General features: G+C 56.1%; 16 protein-coding genes and 1 pseudogene. 7 read left to right on the forward strand and 10 right to left on the reverse strand.

What is annotated here, in order from left to right; genetic code table 11:
• Positions 1 to 213 (reverse strand): annotated as a pseudogene (locus Q1J43_RS02945) (hypothetical protein); the annotation flags it as partial.
• Between the two features lie 52 nt (positions 214 to 265).
• Here Q1J43_RS02945 and Q1J43_RS02950 point away from each other — a divergent pair.
• From Q1J43_RS02950 to Q1J43_RS02960, 3 genes are all read left to right on the forward strand, one after another.
• A complete protein-coding gene (locus Q1J43_RS02950; RefSeq protein WP_301100851.1) occupies positions 266 to 1,024 on the forward strand; it encodes an ABC transporter ATP-binding protein in 759 nt (252 codons plus the stop codon).
• Positions 1,025 to 1,200: 176 nt separating this feature from the next.
• A complete protein-coding gene (locus tag Q1J43_RS02955) occupies positions 1,201 to 2,532 on the forward strand; it encodes a DUF1302 family protein (protein WP_301100852.1) in 1,332 nt (443 codons plus the stop codon).
• Between the two features lie 41 nt (positions 2,533 to 2,573).
• Positions 2,574 to 3,812, forward strand: coding sequence for a nucleotide disphospho-sugar-binding domain-containing protein (locus Q1J43_RS02960; protein ID WP_301100853.1), 1,239 nt, complete (start codon positions 2,574 to 2,576; stop codon positions 3,810 to 3,812).
• A 248-nt stretch (positions 3,813 to 4,060) separates the two neighbouring features.
• Here Q1J43_RS02960 and Q1J43_RS02965 read toward each other — a convergent pair whose 3' ends face one another.
• Genes Q1J43_RS02965 through rsmB form a run of 4 tightly spaced genes read right to left on the reverse strand, consistent with a single transcriptional unit; the run spans position 4,061 to position 9,495 of the window.
• Complete coding sequence (locus tag Q1J43_RS02965; protein ID WP_301100855.1) at positions 4,061 to 5,323, reverse strand: response regulator; 1,263 nt, start codon at positions 5,321 to 5,323, stop codon at positions 4,061 to 4,063.
• 2 nt (positions 5,324 to 5,325) lie between these two features.
• Complete coding sequence (locus Q1J43_RS02970; RefSeq protein WP_301100856.1) at positions 5,326 to 7,479, reverse strand: ATP-binding protein; 2,154 nt, start codon at positions 7,477 to 7,479, stop codon at positions 5,326 to 5,328.
• Positions 7,476 to 8,132, reverse strand: a complete 657-nt coding sequence (locus tag Q1J43_RS02975) for a DUF4390 domain-containing protein (protein WP_301100857.1) — start codon at positions 8,130 to 8,132, stop codon at positions 7,476 to 7,478. The genes Q1J43_RS02970 and Q1J43_RS02975 overlap by 4 nt, the downstream gene beginning before the upstream one ends.
• Positions 8,107 to 9,495 (reverse strand): 16S rRNA (cytosine(967)-C(5))-methyltransferase RsmB, encoded by a 1,389-nt coding sequence (gene rsmB / locus Q1J43_RS02980; RefSeq protein ID WP_301100858.1) that lies wholly within the window; start codon positions 9,493 to 9,495, stop codon positions 8,107 to 8,109. The genes Q1J43_RS02975 and rsmB overlap by 26 nt, the downstream gene beginning before the upstream one ends.
• 83 nt (positions 9,496 to 9,578) lie before the next feature.
• Here rsmB and Q1J43_RS02985 point away from each other — a divergent pair, with 83 nt between their 5' ends.
• Positions 9,579 to 10,529 (forward strand): S1/P1 nuclease, encoded by a 951-nt coding sequence (locus Q1J43_RS02985; RefSeq protein ID WP_301100859.1) that lies wholly within the window; start codon positions 9,579 to 9,581, stop codon positions 10,527 to 10,529.
• Here the strand turns inward: Q1J43_RS02985 and htpX are convergent.
• From htpX to def, 3 genes are all read right to left on the reverse strand, one after another.
• A complete protein-coding gene (gene htpX / locus Q1J43_RS02990) occupies positions 10,516 to 11,382 on the reverse strand; it encodes a zinc metalloprotease HtpX (protein WP_301100860.1) in 867 nt (288 codons plus the stop codon). The genes Q1J43_RS02985 and htpX overlap by 14 nt on opposite strands.
• 86 nt (positions 11,383 to 11,468) lie before the next feature.
• Positions 11,469 to 12,389, reverse strand: a complete 921-nt coding sequence (fmt, locus tag Q1J43_RS02995) for a methionyl-tRNA formyltransferase (protein WP_301100861.1) — start codon at positions 12,387 to 12,389, stop codon at positions 11,469 to 11,471.
• Positions 12,386 to 12,889, reverse strand: coding sequence for a peptide deformylase (gene def, locus Q1J43_RS03000; protein WP_301100862.1), 504 nt, complete (start codon positions 12,887 to 12,889; stop codon positions 12,386 to 12,388). The genes fmt and def overlap by 4 nt, the downstream gene beginning before the upstream one ends.
• A 202-nt stretch (positions 12,890 to 13,091) precedes the next feature.
• On the opposite strand from def, the gene Q1J43_RS03005 reads away from it, so the two are divergent.
• From Q1J43_RS03005 to Q1J43_RS03015, 3 genes are all read left to right on the forward strand, one after another.
• Positions 13,092 to 14,132 carry a LysM domain-containing protein gene (locus Q1J43_RS03005; RefSeq protein ID WP_301100863.1) on the forward strand — a complete coding sequence of 347 codons (1,041 nt, stop codon included), beginning with the start codon at positions 13,092 to 13,094 and terminating at the stop codon, positions 14,130 to 14,132.
• A gap of 3 nt (positions 14,133 to 14,135) precedes the next feature.
• A complete protein-coding gene (gene dprA / locus Q1J43_RS03010; RefSeq protein ID WP_301100864.1) occupies positions 14,136 to 15,221 on the forward strand; it encodes a DNA-processing protein DprA in 1,086 nt (361 codons plus the stop codon).
• A gap of 157 nt (positions 15,222 to 15,378) precedes the next feature.
• Positions 15,379 to 17,964 carry a DNA topoisomerase III gene (locus tag Q1J43_RS03015; protein ID WP_301100865.1) on the forward strand — a complete coding sequence of 862 codons (2,586 nt, stop codon included), beginning with the start codon at positions 15,379 to 15,381 and terminating at the stop codon, positions 17,962 to 17,964.
• Positions 17,965 to 18,005: 41 nt separating this feature from the next.
• On the opposite strand, the gene Q1J43_RS03020 is transcribed toward Q1J43_RS03015, so the two are convergent.
• Both Q1J43_RS03020 and gyrB read right to left on the reverse strand, forming a co-directional pair.
• The gene (locus tag Q1J43_RS03020) at positions 18,006 to 18,728 is read right to left on the reverse strand and encodes a 16S rRNA pseudouridine(516) synthase (RefSeq protein WP_301100866.1); all 723 of its coding nucleotides are present in this window, start codon (positions 18,726 to 18,728) and stop codon (positions 18,006 to 18,008) included.
• A gap of 60 nt (positions 18,729 to 18,788) precedes the next feature.
• Entirely contained in the window at positions 18,789 to 21,260 is a 2,472-nt protein-coding gene (gene gyrB / locus Q1J43_RS03025; RefSeq protein ID WP_301100867.1) for a DNA topoisomerase (ATP-hydrolyzing) subunit B, read from the reverse strand.
• Between the last annotated feature and the right edge of the window lie 58 nt (positions 21,261 to 21,318).

Here is a 21,318-nt window from a genome sequence, read left to right on the forward strand (position 1 = left end):
GGTGCTGGTGATGCCAACATCAACCTGAAAACCATCAGCGGGAAAGCGCACCAGATCGGCTTTTTCGACGATGCTGCGGGCCAGGGCATCGTCGGCCGCTTCTGCCGGCGATGCGTCCTGTGCCGCGCAAGGTGCTAGGTACAGCAATGAGGCGAGAACGGCGAATAGTCTTGCAGCCTTGACACTTTGCTGGCGGATCGTCATGATTTCCATAGTTTTCCTCAAATTGTGCTGACCACTGACACGGTTGGCAGAGAGCCAGCCGATGAGCGTTGTCCGCATTGAACACGTGTGTAAGGATTATCTGCTCGGTGAGCAGAAAGTCCAAGCCCTCAAGGACATTACCCTGTCTTTCGACCCCGGGGTATTTCTGGCCATTGCCGGCCCGTCGGGCAGTGGCAAGACGACCCTGCTGAATCTAATCGGCTGCATTGACACGCCGACCAGCGGCAAGATTTATATCAACGACCAGGATGTCAGCGGCAGGACACCGGATCAATTGGCTGACCTGCGCGGCAGAACCATAGGGTTCATTTTTCAGACGTTCAATTTGTTGCCGGTTCTATCGGCTGCAGAAAACGTTGAATATCCCCTGTTGCAACGCAACGACATTTCACGGGGAGAGCGGGCAAAACGCGTTGCCTACTTCCTTGACATTGTCGGCCTGACAAAATTTGTCCATCATCGGCCAAATCAGTTAAGTGGCGGCCAGCGTCAGCGCGTGGCGATCGCCCGCGCACTGGCGATTCGACCCTCGATCGTTCTGGCTGACGAACCGACCGCCAACCTCGACCGTAAAACCGGTGAGGAAATCCTGAGTCTGATGAAACAGATCAACCGCACCTTTAAAACCACCTTCATCTTCTCGACGCACGATAAGCGCGTGATTGCCAAGGCCGATCGTCTGGTGCGGGTAAATGATGGTGAAATTTTCGCCCTCGGCGTGCGTTCCGATGCAAAGTGGTCACTCGCCCGAAATCGTCGTTCGTCCGATACCGTTGCCGCCCAACCCCAGATCGGCTAGTTGCCGAAAGGACATTTATGCTTCACCAGAAAAAATCGACTCAGGGTCTTCGTGTCAGGCCGCTCGTCTGTTTCGCCCTTGCTTTGGGCGCAGTTTCAGCCTGGGCAGAATCGGTGGACAGCGCTTCAAACACTCTGAATTTTTCGCGCACATATGAAAGCAGGCCGACACACACCTTGCTGGCCGCGGCAGGCGAGGCCAAACCAGGCAGTCGGGACGCGCTCTTTGGCGATGACGACGATGATGCTCTGCTCAAAGCAGGCGCCGCCAGTGCAGAGAAGAAAGCGCCGGCTTCAGGCAGCGGCATCAAGGGCTTTTTGCAGTACGAGATGGCGCGTGCCTACGACTCGCCGGTGCATTGGTCGAAGATGTTGACGCGAGCCGATGTCAGTGCGCAGGGCAATCTCGGAGATGGCATCAAGTGGAAGCTTGGCGCCCGCATGGACTACGATGCGGTCTTTAGCGCCACTGATTTTTATCCGAGCGCGGTGGCCAAGGATCAGCGCTTCAATCTGAATCTGCGTGAAAACTATCTGGATGTTGGCGCCGGCGACTGGGATTTCCGTCTGGGCAAGCAACACGTTGTGTGGGGCGAGATGGTCGGTCTCTTTTTTGCCGACGTTGTTTCGGCTAGGGATATGCACGAGTTCATTCTGCCCGAGTTCGACGTGCTGCGTATCCCGCAGTGGGCGGCGCGGGCAGAATATTTCAAGGACGATTTCCACGCTGAACTGCTCTGGATTCCGGTCGCCACCTATAACGAAATTGGCAAGCCCGGCGCGGAGTTCTACCCCTTTAATCCTTCTGCCATGCCCGGTATTTCCACACAGTTTCGCGATGAAGTCCGTCCGTCACGCACTCTCGCTAATACCAATTATGGCCTGCGCCTGTCGACTCTGAAGAATGGCTGGGATGTATCCGGCTTTGCCTACAGCAGCATGGACATTGAGCCGACGTTTTACCGCGAGGTCGTCGCCGTGCCGCAACCGACCGCCTTCTACGAGGCCCGGCATGACCGGATTAACCAGTTCGGCGGCACCCTGGCCAAGGACTTTGGATCGGTCGTACTCAAAAGCGAGGGGGTTTACACACGGGGTCGGAAATTCTACGTTTCGACGCCGGATGATGCTGACGGCGTGGTTCCACAAAACACCATCGACTGGGCATTGGGACTTGATTTCAGCTTGCCGGCTGAAACGCGCCTCAACATGCAGGTGTTTCAGCGTGCCTTTTTTAACCATGACCCGAATCTTCTCTCAGACAAGCAGGAGAACGGGTACAGCCTGCTAGTGAACCATAAACTGAACGATAAACTTGAAGCGCAACTCATGTGGATTGCCAGTTTCAACCGGACAGACTGGCTGCTACGCCCAAGAGTGACCTGGAATTTCGAACGGAATTGGCGGCTGGCGGTCGGTGCCGACGTCTTTAATGGACCGCCGCTTGGCCTTTTCGGTCAGTACGCCGGCAAGGATCGGGTGTATTCCGAGGTGCGTTACAGTTTTTGACGGCACTTCCAATTTCGCTTTTGTGGCTGGTGGGAATGTGAATGCGCCTTCCCAAACCTAAGGTTCTGTTTTTTGCCGAGGGCGCTACGCTCGCACATGTGGTTCGTCCTCTGGCGCTTGCCCGTGCGCTGGACCCGGATCGTTTCGAGGTGACCTTCTGCCGGCCGTCGGCCTACAAGTGGTTGACTTCCGACGTCAAGTTTCGCGTCGTCGACCTTGAGTGTCAGTCTGGTTCAGTTTTCGTGCGCCGTCTCGAAAAATTAGCCCGGCTATATGACTTCGCAACGTTGATGCGCTATGTCGATGACGATCTGGCCTTGATCGATGCCGAGCAACCGGATGTCATCGTCGGCGACTTTCGTCTTTCCCTGTCGGTCAGTGCCCGGTTGCGCGCCATTCCCTACATCACCGTCTGCGATGTGTATTGGAGCCCGGAGAACTCAGCGTCGTTGCCGCTGCCGGTGCTCGGCATCACCCGCTATCTCCCGATCTCGGTCGTAGAACCACTATTTCGCCCGATGTCGGGCTTCGCGTCGCGCTGGCACGCGCTACCTATGGAACGATTGCGTGCCCGCTACGGACTACCTTCCCTTGGGTTTGACTTGCAGCGTTGCTATACCGACGCCGATTTGCGCCTGTTCGCGGATATTCCCATGCTTTTTCCGAAGGTGTACCCGGGTGCCGATGCGGCCTACATCGGACCAATCACCTGGTTCCCGAGCCAGGGCGCTGATCCGGGGGTTTTCGATGATGACGGGCCACTCGTCTATGTGACGATGGGGAGTTCATGTAATTCTCGTCTGCTGGGGCGGATCATCTCGATCCTTGAGCAACTCGATTGCCAGGTGATGGTGACCACTGCCGGAAATGCGCTGACGTTCAAGCCGACCTCGGCGCGAACCCGCGTTTTCGACTATCTGCCCGACGACCTCCTCTGCCAGCACGCGCAACTCGTGGTGTGCAACGGCGACAGTGCGACGACCAACCAGGCCTTGGTCAACGGTGTTCCGGTTCTCGGGGTTGCACGTAATATGGACCAATTTCTCAACATGCAGGCCGTTGAACGCTTCGGTGCTGGACTTCTGGTTCGCGCCGATCGGGCCAGTTCATCTCGCCTGCACGAGGCAGCCGAGGAACTCTTGCGCGAATGGTGGTACACCGAGCGTGCCCAAAAGCTGGCGGCCGGCGTTTCCCCGGAGAGCATCGCTACGGTTTTTTCTCGCCATGTCCTGGCTCTGTGCGCCAACCCGGCCCCCGCTTGCTCTATCAAGGCGGAATGAAGGCTTGGCGTGCTTGCAGCGTCACTGACACTTGTTCTTGCGCGCTGGGTGCACACAAATGATTGGGTCAAAAGCGAACGCATCGAAGGGGAACAATCCCTGGAGAGCCTGAATGAACTGCGCGCGAAAGGTCATTCCGGCGCAGGCGACAGCAGGAAGTGCAGAGCCCGGAATAACAGTAACTCAATAGATTAGCGACAGAACAAATTTACCCTGGGGTACGGCCCCACGGGAATTGACGCTTCCGATTATTGCACCTGGTCTTCGCTACGCCGTCCGATGTTCAGACCCAGTTGTTTTAATTTTCTATAAAGATGGGTGCGCTCAAGGCCGGTTTTGTCGGCGACCCGCGTCATGTTACCGCGTTCGCCTTTCAGGTGATGTTCAAAATAAAGTCGCTCAAAAGCCTCACGCGCATCACGCAAAGGCTGATTAAATAACGGCAGCGCCGGCGGCGGTTTGGGCGCATCGCTGGCCTCGCGCAGCAGAATGCTATCTACGTCATCAACCGCGATATCGTCTTCTAACGCGCAGAGCGCGAGATTTTTGACGGTCGCCAGCAGCTCAGCCCATTCCCCCTTCCAATGGTGCAAGCGCAGCGCATTCAGAGCGCCGCTGGAAAATTGTCGAGGCGGCACTTCATTGCGCTCAACCAGGTGTGAGAGCACCAGCGAGGCAATTTCCGGCACTTCATCGCTATGTCCGGAAAGTTGTGGCAAGGTCACCCATACCTCGCCCAGACGCGCTACCAGCGCTGGATCCCAGCCGGCTTCAGTGAGTGTCGATAGAGCACGAGTCGAGGCGGCAATCAGTTGCAGGTTGTATTTTTCGAGCCGCTCTAGTGCATAAACGAGGTTTTTCTGCTGCAATTTTCCGAGTAGCGTCAGGTCGGCGATAAACAAGATGCCGCCTGCGGCGTTTTCAAGCATCTCCTGCGTCAGCGGCGCGCTAGACACGGAAAGGTCGAGCCAGGGTGTCTTGGGAGTTTGCAAAGTACGCGCGCAGATTTCAGCAATGCTGCCTGAGGCGCTCTTGAGGAGCAGCACGGCGTTTTTGGCCGCTGCCTGTTCCAGTCGCCTCTTGAGGTCCTTGAGCAGTGGCGATCGGGCAAAAGCGTCCAGGGTGAGTGGCGGTTTTTGCGGCGAGATTTCGTGCTTGAGAGCCTTTTTGACCGTGGCCAGCAATTTTTGCAGGGCAATCGGTTTTTCGAGAAAGTCGATGGCGCCGACACGCGTCGCTTCAACTGCGGAATCGATTGTTCCATGGCCGGACATCATAACTACCGGCATGGTTAGCAAGCCAGCAGCAGACCATTCCTTGAGCAGGGAAATGCCGTCGGTATCCGGCATCCAGATGTCGAGCAGGACGAGGTCAGGACGCCTCTCGCTACGACTCTTGCGTGCTGCTGCGGCGTTTTCCGCCAGCCAGACCGAGTGCCCCTCGTCCGCTAGAATTTCGGAGAGCAACTCGCGGATGCCCATTTCGTCATCGACGACCAATATTTGCGCCATGATCAGCTCTCGTTAATTGTTTCTGAATTACTTGGGTTGGATGTCTGTTGTACAGCCAATGGCAGTCTGATACTCACTTCGGCACCCACCGGTTGGCGGTTGTTTATTCTGATGCGCCCCTGATGTTCATCGACAATTTTCTTGACGATGGCCAAACCTAGGCCGGTACCACGTGTCTTGGTCGTCACGTAGGGTTCAAATACACGCGCCATGATTTCGGGCGGGAAGCCCGGCCCGCAATCGGTCACGGTCAGTTCTGCCATGCCATCGGCGAACTGGGTAAAAACGCCGATCTGCGCTTCGTCCGCACCGTCCTGCGCGTCTTCGGCGTTGCGTAGGAGGTTGTGGATAATCTGCCGCAACTGGCTCGCATCGCCATAGACGGCGGGCAATTGCGGATCCAGATCAAGCGTGATCTGGGCCTGAGAAGTCTCGTACAGCCCAAGCACTTCGCCAATCAGGGCATTTAGATCAATATTTGTCAGTTCGGGTGCGGGCATGCGGGCATAGTCGGAAAATTCGTTGACCATGTTTTTCATCGCTTGCACCTGATTGATGATGGTCTGCGTCGAACGGTTGAGCATTTCGGCGTCGCTAGCGCTCAGTCTGTCGGCCAATTTGGCCTGCAAGCGCTCAGCCGAAAGCTGAATCGGCGTTAGGGGATTCTTGATTTCGTGCGCCAGACGCCGCGCCACCTCACCCCAGGCAGCACTGCGCTGGGCGGCCACCAGCCGCGTGACATCATCAAAAACCGCAACATAGCCGCCGCTGCGCTTCTCCGGCAATTGCGTTCCGCGCAGCAACAGTATCTGCGGCAAGCCGCCGTTACGTTCGAGCTCAATCTGCGTCTGCCATTCCTTGCTGCCGTGCTCGGCGAAAGCGTCGCGTATCGCCCGTCCGAAAAGCTGTTCACGCGGCCAGGCTTCGACCGCCTCAGCAAGGAGACCGGTAAAATCATCGCCAAGAATGGTCTGCGCGCCCTGATTGACCGTGCGCAGTATGAAGCGACGGTCAAAAACGAGGACCCCCGCCGACAGATTGGCCAGTATCGATTCAAGGTAGGCGCGCGCCGATTCGACTTCGCTACGATGACGCTCGGTGTCGCGCCGCGCCTCGTTCAGTTGACGTGTCATCCGATTGAAGGACTGGGTCAGCACCCCGAGTTCGTCACGGCTGTAGATCGCCTGACGCGGTGTAAAGTCGCCGGCGGCCACCGCTTGCGTTCCCTCGGCGAGTATCGAAAGCGGCGCCGAGAGGCGGCGAGCCAGAACAAAGGCCATGGCGATGGCCGTGAACAGGGCCAATAGCACGGTGAGGGTCAAAGTCATGGCATAGATACGCGTTAGCCCCTCGCGTCCCAGCGAAAGTTCCTGATAGTCGCGATAAACCTGCTGTACGCGATCAGCATTGAGTGCCAGACTGGCGGGAACCGGCTGGGTCAATTGCAGGATGCGCGTTTCCATTCCCAATCCGACCGGCGATACGGGCACCAGAACACGCAGCACCAGATCTTTGTCGCCGGCGCTTTCGATTTCGCGATAGCCGCGTCCGGCCCGCGCCTGACGCAATTTGTCGAGCGTCGGCGGCGCCGGCATGTAGGTCCCCAGATCGCTGGTGGCGGTGGCCAGCAGCTGGCCACCGGTCGTGAATAAGGCAATAAACTGCACGCCGGTCTTCTCGCGCAGACGACTGAGCGCCAAGCGACGCTGCGCTTCAGACTGCTCGCCCAGGTCAAACGCCATGGTTCGCCCTTTTTCGGCCAGCTCGTCAAGCAGTGAATCGAGCACACTACGCCCCAAATTAAGTCCGGACTCAAGCGCTTTTTCAACACGCACGTCGAACCAGGTTTCAATGCTCTTGGTGACAAACTGTACTGAAACGGCGTAGATCAGCACCCCGGGCAATACCGCCATGAGACCAAACATCAGCATCAGCCGCAGCTTTAACCGCGAGCCGAAGACCTTGGTCCGATGCTCGTGCCAGAGGGCACGCACCTGCCAAACAATGAGGGCAAAAAGCGAGAGGGCAACAATCGCATTGAGTCCGAGCAGCCAGGGGTAATTGCTGGCAAACAGGGCCGTATTGGCACTGGCCGAGGCGAGCAGAAAGAGCAGGATGCCGCCAAATGAGGCCGCAACGATGATCAGGTACTTCATTTACTCTCACCGCTGGCAGGTATCGCCGGCACCGGCGGAGCGGGCACGGAAGCTGCTGCTGGCGGTGTTGATTGCAGCACGGGCGTTAATTCGGTCGGTGCAAAACTCCAGCGCAGCCAATCGGAAGACAGATTCCAGTCCTTGTCGGCCAGGGCACTCACCTGAAAGGTCTTGGGCATTTGCGTCAAATCCAGGCGCAGGCGTAGTCCGGCGACGTAAATCTGCTCGGCTTTGACTTCCCCCTTCTCAAGCACCTGCCAGTTCCGCAAGTGCGACATCGCACGCAGCACTTCATCCAGGGTGCCGTAGCTCTGGTGCAAAGCGCCGGTGGACAATCGATATTGGCGGGTCAGTGCATGATAGGAAAGTTGAAAGGTTTTACTGCGGCGAATGATTTGTTCGTCGAGCCAGTACCAGCGTGGACGGGTCAACTCGAAATCAACGGTAAAGTAAAGGACGACTCCCTTATTGACCGTGTCCTCAAGCCGCGTATTGAAGTTGATGTTGGCATCGGCAGCCAGGCTGTAGCCCTCGTCGCTGGCCACCAGTTGCAGGTTGCGGATGCTGATCTCTGTCGCTTGCACAGCATGCGCGGCAAGCAGAAAAATGACGCCATAAAAAACTGATCTAAACAGCTTTTCGCAACAGGGCATAATAAAAACCGTCGTTTTTTTCCTGAGGCAGCAGCTGCTCGTCAAGCAGGCGAAGGGCGCCCGCTTGACGAACGAGAAAAGCGTCGATCTGCGCCGAATTTTCCTCCGGAAAAACCGAGCAGGTCGCGTATAAGAGCTTACCTCCGGGTTTAAGCAAAGGCCAGAGGGCGTCAAGAATCGCCGCCTGGCTGTGAGCGAAGCGCCGGATATCGCTTTCGCGCCGCAAATGCTTAATGTCCGGATGCCGACGCACCACCCCCGAAGCCGAGCAGGGCACATCGGCCAGAATGGCGTCGAAAAGCCGACCGTCCCACCAGCGTTCAAGCTCGATGCAATCAGCCACCTTGACCGTAGCCAGCAGGCCCAAGCGGTGCAGATTCTCGTCGATGCGACGGGCCCGGCCGGCGTCGATATCGAGCGCCAGCAAATCGAGCTCCGCCGACTCGAGCAGATGCGCGGTCTTGCCGCCAGGCGCGGCACAGGCGTCGAGGACCCGTGATCCTGGCGCCGGGGCCAGCAGTTCAACGGCGCGTTGTGCGCCTGCGTCCTGAACTGAAACAAGACCATCAAAGAAACCGGGCAGGGTATCGACCGAAACTGGCGTCTCCATGATCAAGCCATGACGTCCGACCGGGCAAGCCGCAAGGCCTGCTGCTTCAAGCCTGGCCATATAATCAGCGGCCGTTCCGTGCCGCTGATTGACGCGCAAGGTCATCGGCGGCTGGCTGTTGCCGGCTGCGACAATCGATGACCAATGGTCACGATACGCACGGCGCAATCGAGCCAGCCACCAGGGGGGATGCTGATACTGGGCAACGTCGTCGTCGGCCAGCGCAGCAATGAGCGCTTCGCGCTGACGTAGATAATTGCGTAGCACGCCATTGACCAGTCCCTTGAAAACGCCTCCTGCCAACTCGCCGGCAGCAGCGGCCGCCTGATCCACAACCATCGGGCTTGAGTCGGGACGCGTCTCCAGTCGGTAAAGCGCGCCGAGCAACAGCGCCTGGGTTTCCGGATGGCTCACGGGTTTGCTCATCAAGCGCCCGAGGATAAATTCGCCCCAACCGTAGCGACGCAATACCCCGTAGGCGACATCCTGTGCCGCCGCGCGCGCGGCGGGCAACTCCCTGACCAGCACCAGCAAGGCTTCGCTCAAACTCTTCCCGCCGTGCACCTGGGCTAGAACACGGGCGGCCAGCAGCAAACTCCAGCCCAGCGAATCGGGAGCCAGCGCGCTGCTTACGAGCGATGCAGAAGGTGGCTTGGCTCCTTCTGTTGATGCCTCACGCGAACCGGATTTACGGACCCGGACAATACGCGGCGAAGGTGTGGGTGAACGAGGAGAGGGATGTGGTGAAGACAAGGCAACGTCTCGCGATAAGCATGGGTTGGCCGAGTTTAGCATGGTGCTGACAAGATCGGCTTGTGCCGTCCATAATGTGCCCGATGCATAGACCCTCACTTAAACGCTTTGCTTGGCTGTCGATTGGTCATGCCATGCTGTTCCTGCTACTCCTGCCACTGCCGGCACTGGCCTGGAACGCCGCCGGGCATCGGCTGGTCGCCTGCATTGCTTGGGATCATCTTGATCAACAGCCACGTTCCGTGATCTCGCAATTGCTGCGCGAGCACCCGGACTACGCCCGCTGGCGCCAGCGGGCTGGCGACGGCGATACTGACCGGTCGACCTTTATCGAGGCCTCGACCTGGCCTGATGATATCCGCAAGGACACCCGTTTCTACAGCGCTGGCGTCGACGCACCGACACCGACGCTGCCCGGCTTTCCCGACATGGAACGGCGTCGCGACTGGCACTACGTCAATCGTCCATTTGGTGATAGCCGTGAGGATCAGAGGCACAGTGCGACCATCTCCGGTCTGCTCGACAAACAACTCGTTACGCTGGCACAGACACTTGCCTCGCCCGGCACCACGAGAAGCGAGCGCAGCTATGTCCTGCCCTGGCTGATCCACCTCACCGGCGATGCGCATCAACCCTTGCATACCAGCCTGCGCTTGAACGCCGAAGGCAAGTTTGACAGGCTCGGCAATGGACTGACGGTGATTAACCCGTTCAATCCGCGCAAGTCGGCGACGACGTTGCACGCTTTCTGGGACGATCTGCCCGGCCCCGTCTGGCTGCGCGGCGAACGGCTTGATGCCGCCTGCCAGGCACTCAGCGCCTTATACCCTCGTCCAACGCCCTCGTCGTCCGCGCAGTGGATTGATGAAAGCTGGCAGGTCGCGCGCAGCAGCGCCTATCCACCCGGTGATGATAGCCAGCCCACAATCAGTGTGGAATTTAATGAAAATGCCCGGGCCATCGCCAACCGGCGAATCGCCGAAGCCGGTTACCGTCTCGCCGACCTGCTGCGTGATCTGCTCAGAGGGCAGTAGCGTCGCCAGCCTTGGCCAATGCGTGCAGACGGGCAGCGCGTTCTGCGGTGGCTGGATGGGTACTGAACAGGCTGTCAATACCGCCACCGGACAGGGGATTCATGATCATCATCTGTGCCGTTGCCGGATGCGCCTCGGCGGTAGGCATCGGAATTCCGCGAACGTAAGCATCGATCTTGATCAGCGCGTCGGCCAAGGCCAGAGGATCACCGCAAATTTCAGCACCGCCGCGGTCCGCTTCGAATTCCCGCGAGCGCGAGATGGCCATCTGGATCAACGACGCGGCCAGCGGCGCCAGCAAAGCCACGGCAATGCTCGCCAACGGATTACTCGGGCGACCATCAGCACCGCGTCCACCAAAAAACATCGCGAAATTAGCCAGCGCCGAAATGGCCCCTGCCATCGTCGCCGAAATCGTCGAAATCAGGATATCCCGATGGCGGACATGTGCCAGCTCGTGCGCCATCACGCCACGAATCTCGCGCGCCGAAAGCAGCTGGAGAATTCCCGTCGTTGCTGCAACTGCGGCGTTATCCGGGTTGCGCCCGGTGGCAAAGGCGTTCGGCTGTGCCTCGTCAATCAGGTAGACACGCGGCATGGGCAGTCCGGCACGCTGCGCCAAATCACGAACCATGGTGTAGAACTGAGGCGCCGAGGCTTCGTCGACCTCCTGCGCCTTGTACATCTTCAAAACCATGGTATCCGAGAACCAGTAGGCAAAGAGGTTCATCGCACCACCGAAAAGCAGCGCCATCATCATTCCCGGCGCGCCGCCAACATAACCGCCGATGATGCCAAACAGCGCCATGATCGCGGCCATCAGGATTGAAGTCTTCAGCCAGTTACCGAGCATTGTCGTGACCTCCGGTCAAAATTGTCAGATTTCCGGGCGGAAAACCCCGCCGGCCCAGGCACTACGTTGGGAGAAAACGTCCAGATTCAAGACGGAAGAGCGAAGATTGCCCCCGGTGAAATCGGCATTCCAGCCAGAAACTGGGCGGCCGGCAAACGCTTGCCGCCGGGCTTCTGCAACTCGGTCAGACGCAGGGTGCCGTCAGCACAGGCGACCACGATGCCGCATCGGTCGGTGGCAATGACCGTCCCCGGGGCGCCCAGCCCGCTACCCAATTGGGCACCCCAGATCTTGATCGGGTTGCCTTGCAAACGCGCTGCTGCCCCTGGAAAGGGATTGAAGGCCCTGACCTGTCTCTCCAACTGAACGGCTGGCAAACGCCAGTCGAGCCAGGCCTCCACCTTTTCGATCTTGGCTGCGTAGGTAACGCCAAGCGCAGACTGCGGACAAGGCACCAGAGGCATTTCGAGGGCCTGAACGATCAGCCGCCCGCCAAGTTCGGCCAGCTTGTCATGTAGGGTCGCCGCTGTTTCATCAACGGCAATCGACAGACTTTCTGCCAGCAACACCGGGCCAGTATCCAGCCCGGCATCCATTTGCATGATGCAGACACCGGTTTCGCCATCGCCGGCGAGCAGCGCCCGTTGGATTGGCGCCGCTCCGCGCCAGCGCGGCAGCAGTGACGCGTGAATATTGATGCATCCAAAGCGGGGCATGTCGAGTACCGCCTGCGGCAGGATCAACCCATAGGCTGCAACAATCATGGCCTCGGCCCCGGCCGCTCGTACACGTTCCTGGACAGCCGCATCACGCAAGGTTTGCGGCTGAAAAACCTCGACTCCTGAGGCTAGCGCCAATTCCTTGACTGGCGATGCATGCACCGCCATACCTCGCCCGGAATGGCGATCCGGCTGAGTAAGTACTAGCACTACCTGGTGTCCTGCGGCCATAACGGCGCGCAAGGCCTGCGCAGCGAACTCGGGCGTACCGGCAAAAACCAGCTTCATGCGGTAATCCGCGACTGCTTCAACATCTTGGCCTTGATGCGCGTCTGCTTGAGCGGCGAGAGATGTTCGACAAATACCCGCCCCTCAAGGTGGTCTATTTCATGTTGCAGGCAGACCGCCAGCAAACCGTCGGCGGCAACAGTTTGAGCCTTGCCATCAGTGTCGAGATAGCGCACGACGACATGCCCGGCACGCTCAACCTTGTCGTAAATTCCGGGCACCGAGAGACAACCTTCCTCACCGACCTGAACGCCAGCGCTCTCAACGAGTTCCGGATTGATCAACACCAAGAGCTGATCACGGGTCTCCGAGGCGTCGATGACGATCACTCGCAGGTGCACATCAACCTGTGTCGCGGCCAAACCAATTCCCGGCGCTTCATACATTGTCTCGGCCATGTCACGCGCCAGACAACGGATAGTGTCATCGATCTTTTTAACCGGAGCGGCAACAATTTTTAAGCGCGGATCCGGAAAACGAAGTATTGGTAGTAGTGGCATAAAAAGCTTGATCGAAGAAGTAATTACGTGCAGAATCCGACGCAACATCTTGAAAAACGGCGCAATACTCACACGTTGTATGCGCAGCCTGCGGCAAAAAGTGCAAGGCGGGGTGCGGTTCAAAATGACTAAGGCATCACCACAATCCGACGTTCCGCAAGCTCTAAAGAACGTTGCCGACCGCTCGTATGAGGATAACACGATGATTCGCATTATATCCGCGCTCATTCTGGCTGTGGCCGCCACACTGTGCAGCGCTGCCGAAACACCGCTCCAACTGGCTGATAGCGCGCCAGAACGACATATCGTTGTCCCGGGCGACACCCTCTGGGAAATATCCGCACAGTTTCTCAAGGAACCCTGGCACTGGCCCGAAATCTGGCGCATGAACAGGGAACAGATCAAGAATCCGAACCTGATTTATCCGGGAGATATCATTGTCCTTGATCGCGATGCCAGCGGCAATCCGCTGCTGCGCGTACAAAACAGCAAGCTGCGGCCCCGAATCTACTCCGAACAAATATCTCAGGCTATTCCGCCGATTCCACCCAACGTTATCGAACCCTTCATTTCCGCGCCATTGGTTATTGAAGTTAACGGACTGGAGAGCGCTGCTCGTATCGTCGCTACGCAGCAGGATCGGGTATTTCTTGGCAATGGCGATCTCGCCTATGTGGAAAACGCCGATCCGTCCAAAGCCCTTTGGCAGATTTATCGCCGTGGCAAGCCGATGCTTGACCCGGCCTACCCCGATCAGAACCCTTCCGACCCCAAGCAGGTTCTCGGTTACGAGGCTTTTTATCTGGGTACTGCAAAACAGACCAAACCAGGCAACCCTGCAATTTTCGAAATTCTGACGGCGAAGCAGGAAATCGGTCGTGGCGACCGTCTGATTCCGGCGGCCCGACCAGTCATGGTCTCGTACATACCCCATAAGCCGGACGCCTTGATCGATGGCCGCATCATTTCAGTCTACGGTGGTGTCGGCGCTGCTGGACGTGGTTCAATCGTTTCCATAAACCGAGGCGCTAAAGATGGCCTGGAAATTGGTCATGTACTTGCCCTTGAACGTAACCGCACGATTGTTGAACGTGATGAAACGGACCGCAAAACAAACGTGCAAATACCTCCAGAACGCACCGGCTTGGTTTTTGTTTTTCGCACCTTTGAGCGCATTTCATACGCATTGATCGTCCAGTCTGAGGGTGCCGTCGAGGTCAATGACTTCGTTCGCACCCCTTGAGCAATGACTGCCAGCGAGTCGCTATCGGCTTGGCTGCGCCTGACGCTTGTTCCCGGAATCGGCGGTGAGAGACAGCGCAAGCTGCTTGCCGCCTTCGGGCTTCCAGACGCCGTTTTCTCTGCTGGACGCAGCGCTTTGCGCGGGATTATCGGCGACAAAGCTGCCGACCTCCTGCTTGACACGGATAATGAATCTCTCGTTGAACTCGCCTGTGCGTGGTCAACAGGTCAGGATCAGCACATCGTCACACTGGCCGATCCTGAATATCCGCAAGCCTTGCTGGAAATCCCTGATCCTCCGACACTGCTTTATGTACGTGGCCGTCTCGAACTGCTCAACCGTCCGTCGCTAGCCATCGTAGGCAGCCGAAATCCGACGCCACAAGGCGAGCAGAACGCCAAATCTTTTGCCTCTGCCTTTTCCGAGGCGGGCCTGGTGATTACGAGCGGTATGGCCCTTGGCATTGACGCCGAAGCGCATCGTGGTGCCCTGTCCGTCCTTGGAGATACTGTTGCTTTTATCGGTACCGGTATCGATCGTATCTATCCGGCGCGAAACCGTGAACTAGCCCTGGAAATCGGCGTCAAGGGGGCTATTGTTTCCGAATTCCCGTTGGGTACGCCAGTCGCCGCCGCCAATTTCCCGCGCCGTAACCGGCTGATTTCAGGTATTGCGCGTGGGGTATTGGTCGTCGAAGCGGCCATGGAAAGCGGCTCCTTGATTACCGCACGTCTTGCCGGAGAACAGGGGCGTGAAGTCTTCGCCATTCCTGGCTCGATCCACTCGCCGCAATCGCGAGGTTGTCACAAACTTATCAAACAGGGCGCCAAACTGGTTGAAAGCGTGCAAGATGTTCTTGAAGAACTACGCTGGAACATTTCGGTAAAACATGGGCAGGCGAGTAACGCTCATTCAGAACCCAATGGGCTGCTTTCAATGATGGGATTTGATCCATGCGGGCTCGACGAACTTGCCACGCGCAGCGGCTTGACGGCCGACTCGCTTTCCGTGATGCTGCTGCACTTGGAACTCGATGGACGAGTTGCCAGTTTGCCTGGCGGCCGTTACCAGCAACTCCCCGACGCCTGAATCCCACCTGCCCGATGATTATACGACCGCGTTCAGCAGTCAAATGACCATGGCTTGCCAAGCGCGGCATACTGCTTTTATCATGCCCTGAACCGTGGCCCTGTCAGGCCATTCCGTAGTCATATAATGTCATCGCTCTCGCAGGCACAAAAAATCCATGAGCAAGAAGCTGATAATTGCCGAAAAACCTTCAGTCGCCGCTGATATCGCCCGCGCCTTGGGGGGATTCACCAAACACGACGATTACTTCGAGAGCGCGGACTGCGTTCTTTCTTCCGCCGTCGGCCACCTGCTCGAACTGGCCTGCCCGGAGGAATACGAGGTCAAACGCGGCAAGTGGTCCTTCGCTCACCTGCCGGTCATTCCACCGCATTTCGATCTGCGGCCGATCGAAAAGACCGAATCTCGCCTCAAACTTCTTACCCGACTGATCAAGCGCAAGGATGTCAGTGCGCTGGTGAACGCCTGTGACGCAGGACGCGAAGGTGAGTTGATCTTCAATTACATCGCGCAACACGCCAAAACCGGCAAACCGGTGGAGCGTTTGTGGTTGCAGTCGATGACTCAGCAGGCCATCAAGGATGGTTTTTCCAAACTGCGTCCCGGCTCCGAAATGCAAGGACTGGCCGATGCGGCTGTCTGCCGTTCTGAATCCGACTGGTTGGTTGGCATTAATGGCACTCGGGCAATGACCGCCTTCAACTCGAAGACCGGAGGATTTCATCTGACAACGGTTGGCCGCGTCCAGACACCAACCCTGGCGCTGATGGTTGATCGTGAAGACAAGATCAGAAAATTCATGCCCCGCCCTTACTGGGAACTGGAAGGATTATTCACCTGCGCCGCCGGCCAATACAAGGGAAAGTGGATTGACGAGAATTTCGCCAAGGGCAAAAACGAGGAAGACGAACATCAACGCGCTGACCGCCTGTGGAACGAGACTCATGCCAAGGCACTGCAAAGCAAATGTGCTGGCCAGACCGGCATAGTCAACGAGGAAGCCAAGCCTTCAACCCAACTGTCACCGCTGCTCTACGACCTGACCAGCCTGCAGCGAGAAGCTAATGGCCGCTTTGGTTTTTCGGCCAAATCCACGCTCGGCTTGGCGCAAGCACTTTACGAAAAACACAAGGTGTTGACCTATCCGCGTACTGATGCCCGAGCACTGCCCGAGGATTATCTTTCCACGGTCAAGGAAACGCTCAAGATGCTGACCGGAGAAGGTGTCGGTAAAGGTCACGATGAAGCACTGCTAGCTCGTTTTTCACCCTTTGCCCATCAGATTCTGGCACGCAATTGGGCGCTACCAAACAAGCGTATTTTCAACAACACCAAAATTTCTGATCACTTCGCCATTATTCCAACACTGCAAGCGCCGAAACACCTCTCTGAACCCGAGCAGAAGCTCTACGATATGGTGGTCAAACGTTTCCTTGCTGTTTTCTACCCGGCGGCCGAGTACATGATTACCACGCGAATAACACGCGTGGTCGATGTGCCATTTAGGACCGAGGGCAAGGTTCTGGTTAATCCGGGCTGGCTTGCTGTTTATGGCCGCGAAGGCCAGGATGGTGACGAAGGTAATCTGGTGGCTGTGCAGCCGAATGAGAAAGTACTTGCCGACGAGGTCGTGCTTATTGCCACCGAAACCCGTCCGCCTCCCCGTTACTCTGAAGCGACTTTGCTCTCGGCTATGGAAGGTGCGGGCAAGATGGTCGATGACGAGGAGTTGAAAGCCGCAATGGCCGGTCGTGGCCTTGGCACGCCCGCCACGCGCGCCCAGATTATCGAAAATTTGATTGGTGAGCAGTACCTGCATCGCGAAGGCCGCGAACTACAACCGACGGCCAAAGCTTTTTCGCTGATGACCCTGCTCAATGGTCTTGGCATTCCGGAGCTTACGGCTGCGGAATTAACTGGTGACTGGGAATGGAAGCTGGCACGCATGGAGCGCGGCGAGATGTCGCGCAATGCCTTCATGCAGCAAATCGCGGCAATGACTCAGCACATCGTCGACCGGGCCAAAAGCTATGACAGCGACACCATTCCAGGCGACTTTGGTGAACTTTCCACCCCTTGCCCAAAATGCGGCGGCTTGATCAAGGAAACCTATAAAAAGTTTCAATGTCAGGCGTGCGATTTTTCGCTTTGGAAAATTGTTGCCAGCCGTCAATTTGAGGCCGCTGAAATCGAGGAATTACTCACCGAACGTAAGATCGGTCCGATCACCGGTTTTCGCAATAAGATGGGGCGTCCTTTCAATGCCATCATCAAGCTCAATGCCGATAATCTGCCAGAGTTTGACTTTGGTCAGAGCGCCAATGGCGACGATGGCAATGGCGAAGAGGTCGATTTCTCAGGGCAAGAGTCACTAGGAACTTGTCCAAAATGTTCATCCCGAGTTTTCGATCACGGCATGGCCTACGTTTGCGAGAAATCGGTCGGTCCGACTAAAAGTTGCGATTTCCGCTCAGGCAAGGTGATCCTGCAGCAAACAGTTGAGCCTGAGCAAATGAAAAAATTGCTTGCCACAGGACGCACCGATTTGCTCAAGGATTTTATTTCTTCGCGGACTCGACGCAAATTCTCGTCTTTTTTGGTTCGCGGTGCTGACGGAAAAGTCGGTTTTGAATTTGAAAAGCGCGTCCCAAAAACAAAAGCAGCAGTCAAGACAGAAAAGCCTGTTGCTGACAAACCTCTAATAAAATCTCCGGCCAAAAGGGCAACCAAGAAGTCGGCCTAGTGATTTCTGGCAAGCACTGAGTTTGTCAGACCCTCGCTGTTTCACGTGAAACAAACCGGGGGATACTGGCGAAGACGGTGAAGATCTACCGCCTCAAGCCATATCCATTTCCCAACGGGTAAATCATCGGGTAGAGACAGCCCGCCAACCGATATGCGGTTCAATCCTTCAACCCGGTTTCCAGCCGCTGCGATCATTCGCTTGACCAGATGGTACTTGCCCTCAGTCACGGTCATCCTGAGCAAACGCTCAGCGCGCATTTCACACGCCACCGCGGCGATAGGGGCCGGCTCATCGTTTAGCTGAACCCCCGCCAGCAATAATGAAAGCTGTAAATCGTTGAGTGGATGTTTGACGCTAACATCGTAGACTTTAGGTATTTTTTTCTTTGGTGCGGTATAGGTGTGAATGAACTGTCCATCGTCGGATAGAAGGAGTAAACCTGTAGTATCTTCGTCGAGCCGCCCGACGGCTTGAACCCCTCGCGTTAGCACTGGGCGTGGCAATAGCGAATAAATGCTTGGGTGATGTTTCGGCTTTTGCGAACACTCATAATTTCCCGGTTTATTGAGCGCAAGATAGACGTTCTTGCGAAAAATCCAAGGCTCTTCATCAACCGTAAAACCAAATCCCGCTGCTTCGTATTCAGCAAAGGGATCGTCGCAAACATTGCCGCCTACTCGCACTCGCCCTGAATAAACCAGGGCACGGCATTCAGGGCGACTGCCAAAACCTTGGGATCTAAGAAGGCGCTCAAGTTGCACTGCCGACCTCTCACTTATCAGCAAACTCGACTTCCAGCACGCTAACCTTCCTTCGCCAGCTTATACATCAATATTTCGTGCTGCCAAAGCGTTCGTTTCGATAAAGTTGCGACGGGGTTCGACCAGCTCGCCCATCAGCGTAGTGAATATTTCATCCGCCCCGATAGCATCTTCGATCTGCACCTTGAGTAAACGACGAACTTTTGGATCCATCGTCGTTTCCCAAAGCTGCTCAGGGTTCATTTCACCCAAACCCTTGTAACGTTGCTTGCTGATTCCACGTTCAACTTCGTTAAGCAACCAGCGCATGGTTTCGGCAAAGCTTACTACCGCTTGCTTCTTATCACCACGTGCGACGAATCCACCAGGACCGTACAGCCCCGAAAGAATCTCGGCAGTCTTGCGTAATTGAACATAGTCGCCACTGACCAGCAGGTCCTCGTCGATCACACCGACCTTGAGGTTGCCATGGTGCATCTTCTCGATACGCAACTGCCAGCGCTCCCTGGCTTCATCGTATCGGGCAAGGATCTGTACACCGATCTTGCCACCGCCGACAACCTTCATCAAAGCCTCTGCGCTTTGCTGAGCAGCGATTTCATCCTGCAGTTCAATCTTAAGGTTGGCGTCAATCAATGCATGCAGAACCTGCGGATCAATCAGGTGAGAAAGTCGGTTGATAACGGCTTCGGCGAGCAAATATTCACGCGCTAGTTCTTCAAGGGCGAATCCGGAGATTTCCGGAGCGCCTGCTTTCGGAATCAGTACTGAATCTTCGAGGGCCAAGGTCAGTAAGAATTGATTGAGTGCCTGATCATCCTTGATGTAACGCTCTGTTTTTCCATGCTTGACTTTATAAAGCGGGGGCTGCGCAATGTAGATGTGTCCGCCTTCAACCAGTTCTGGCATCTGCCGGTAAAAGAAAGTGAGCAGCAAGGTGCGGATGTGTGCGCCATCAACATCGGCATCAGTCATGATAATCAGTCGGTGGTAGCGCAACTTTTCCGGCTTGTATTCATCCTTTCCGATCCCCGTGCCCAGCGCTGTGATTAAGGTGACGATTTCCTGAGAAGAGATAAGTTTGTCGAACCGAGCTTTTTCGACGTTCAGAATTTTTCCCTTGAGCGGCAAAATTGCCTGGAATTTTCGGTCTCGGCCTTGCTTTGCAGAACCGCCAGCAGAGTCACCTTCAACCAGGTACAGTTCGCACAAGGCAGGGTCTTTTTCCTGGCAGTCAGCGAGTTTTCCCGGCAAACCAATACCGTCAAGCAATCCCTTGCGTCGCGTCATTTCGCGTGCTTTTCGCGCGGCGTCGCGCGCTCGTGCGGCTTCGACAATCTTTCCAGTTATGACTTTGGCGTCAATCGGTCGTTCCTGCAAAAACTCAGTCAGTTTGACTGCAACGACTTCCTCGACAGCCGGGCGTGCTTCCGATGAAACCAGTTTCATCTTGGTTTGCGAAGCGAACTTCGGATCAGGCATCTTGACCGACAGCACGCAGGCTAAACCTTCACGCATATCGTCGCCAGTGATATCGACCTTGGCCTTTTTGGCGATCTCATGCTCATCGATATATTTATTGAGAACCCGCGTCATCGCCGCACGCAAACCCGTCATGTGTGTACCGCCATCCGACTGCGGAATATTGTTGGTGAAGCACAAAACCTGCTCGGCGTAGGTGTCGTTCCACTGCATCGCCACTTCGACACTGACTACTCCGTTGGGAATTATCGATTCACCAGACGAGCAAAAAATATTGGGATGCAATACCGACTTGGATCGGTTTATGTACTCAACAAATCCTTTGACCCCACCCAGAAAAGCAAAGTCTTCTTCCTTGCCAGTACGTTTGTCTACCAGGCGAATTTTCACCCCGTTATTCAGGAAGGAAAGTTCACGCAGACGCTTGGCGATAATCTCGTAATGAAACTCGACATGACCGAAAATTTCCTCATCAGCCATAAAGTGAACTTCTGTTCCGCGTTTTTCCGTTTTTCCAATAACTTTGAGTGGTGAAACTTCGACACCATTCTGGATTTCAATTAAGCGGTCAACAACAGCACCCCGGTTGAAATCGAGTTGATATTTATTACCCTCACGTCGGATCGTCAGACGCAGCCACTTGGAAAGTCCATTAACACAGGAAACACCAACGCCGTGCAAACCACCAGAAACCTTATAGGAGTTCTGGTTAAACTTTCCGCCAGCATGCAATACGCACATGACGATTTCAGCAGCGGAACGTTTCGGTTCATGCTTGTCGTTAAATTTGACCCCGGTTGGAATGCCTCGACCGTTATCAGTTACCGAGATTGAATTATCAGCATGGATGGTTATTACGATATCGTCACAATGTCCGGCCAGTGCCTCGTCGATCGCATTATCAACGACTTCAAACACCATGTGGTGCAGACCTGTCCCATCAGAGGTATCCCCAATGTACATCCCAGGACGCTTGCGGACAGCTTCAAGACCTTCAAGTTGTTGAATACTTGATTCGTCGTAAGCGGACTGGTCATTCTCTTCGATCATGCTCTATCCAATGTATGTTTCACGTGAAACTTATACTAACTTATTGATTTAAATTTGT

The organism is Propionivibrio sp. (assembly GCF_029255185.1).
GTDB lineage: Bacteria > Pseudomonadota > Gammaproteobacteria > Burkholderiales > Rhodocyclaceae > Propionivibrio.

Excerpts from the sequence above, each read along its gene's own strand:
- Q1J43_RS02950 (WP_301100851.1), top strand. The coding sequence starts at position 266 with ATGAGCGTTGTCCGCATTGAACACGTGTGTAAGGATTATCTGCTCGGT.
- Q1J43_RS02960 (WP_301100853.1), top strand. The coding sequence starts at position 2,574 with ATGCGCCTTCCCAAACCTAAGGTTCTGTTTTTTGCCGAGGGCGCTACG.
- Q1J43_RS02965 (WP_301100855.1), bottom strand. The coding sequence starts at position 5,323 with ATGGCGCAAATATTGGTCGTCGATGACGAAATGGGCATCCGCGAGTTG.
- Q1J43_RS02970 (WP_301100856.1), bottom strand. The coding sequence starts at position 7,479 with ATGAAGTACCTGATCATCGTTGCGGCCTCATTTGGCGGCATCCTGCTC.
- Q1J43_RS02975 (WP_301100857.1), bottom strand. The coding sequence starts at position 8,132 with ATGCCCTGTTGCGAAAAGCTGTTTAGATCAGTTTTTTATGGCGTCATT.
- Q1J43_RS02985 (WP_301100859.1), top strand. The coding sequence starts at position 9,579 with ATGCATAGACCCTCACTTAAACGCTTTGCTTGGCTGTCGATTGGTCAT.
- htpX (WP_301100860.1), bottom strand. The coding sequence starts at position 11,382 with ATGCTCGGTAACTGGCTGAAGACTTCAATCCTGATGGCCGCGATCATG.
- fmt (WP_301100861.1), bottom strand. The coding sequence starts at position 12,389 with ATGAAGCTGGTTTTTGCCGGTACGCCCGAGTTCGCTGCGCAGGCCTTG.
- def (WP_301100862.1), bottom strand. The coding sequence starts at position 12,889 with ATGCCACTACTACCAATACTTCGTTTTCCGGATCCGCGCTTAAAAATT.
- Q1J43_RS03005 (WP_301100863.1), top strand. The coding sequence starts at position 13,092 with ATGATTCGCATTATATCCGCGCTCATTCTGGCTGTGGCCGCCACACTG.
- dprA (WP_301100864.1), top strand. The coding sequence starts at position 14,136 with ATGACTGCCAGCGAGTCGCTATCGGCTTGGCTGCGCCTGACGCTTGTT.
- Q1J43_RS03015 (WP_301100865.1), top strand. The coding sequence starts at position 15,379 with ATGAGCAAGAAGCTGATAATTGCCGAAAAACCTTCAGTCGCCGCTGAT.
- gyrB (WP_301100867.1), bottom strand. The coding sequence starts at position 21,260 with ATGATCGAAGAGAATGACCAGTCCGCTTACGACGAATCAAGTATTCAA.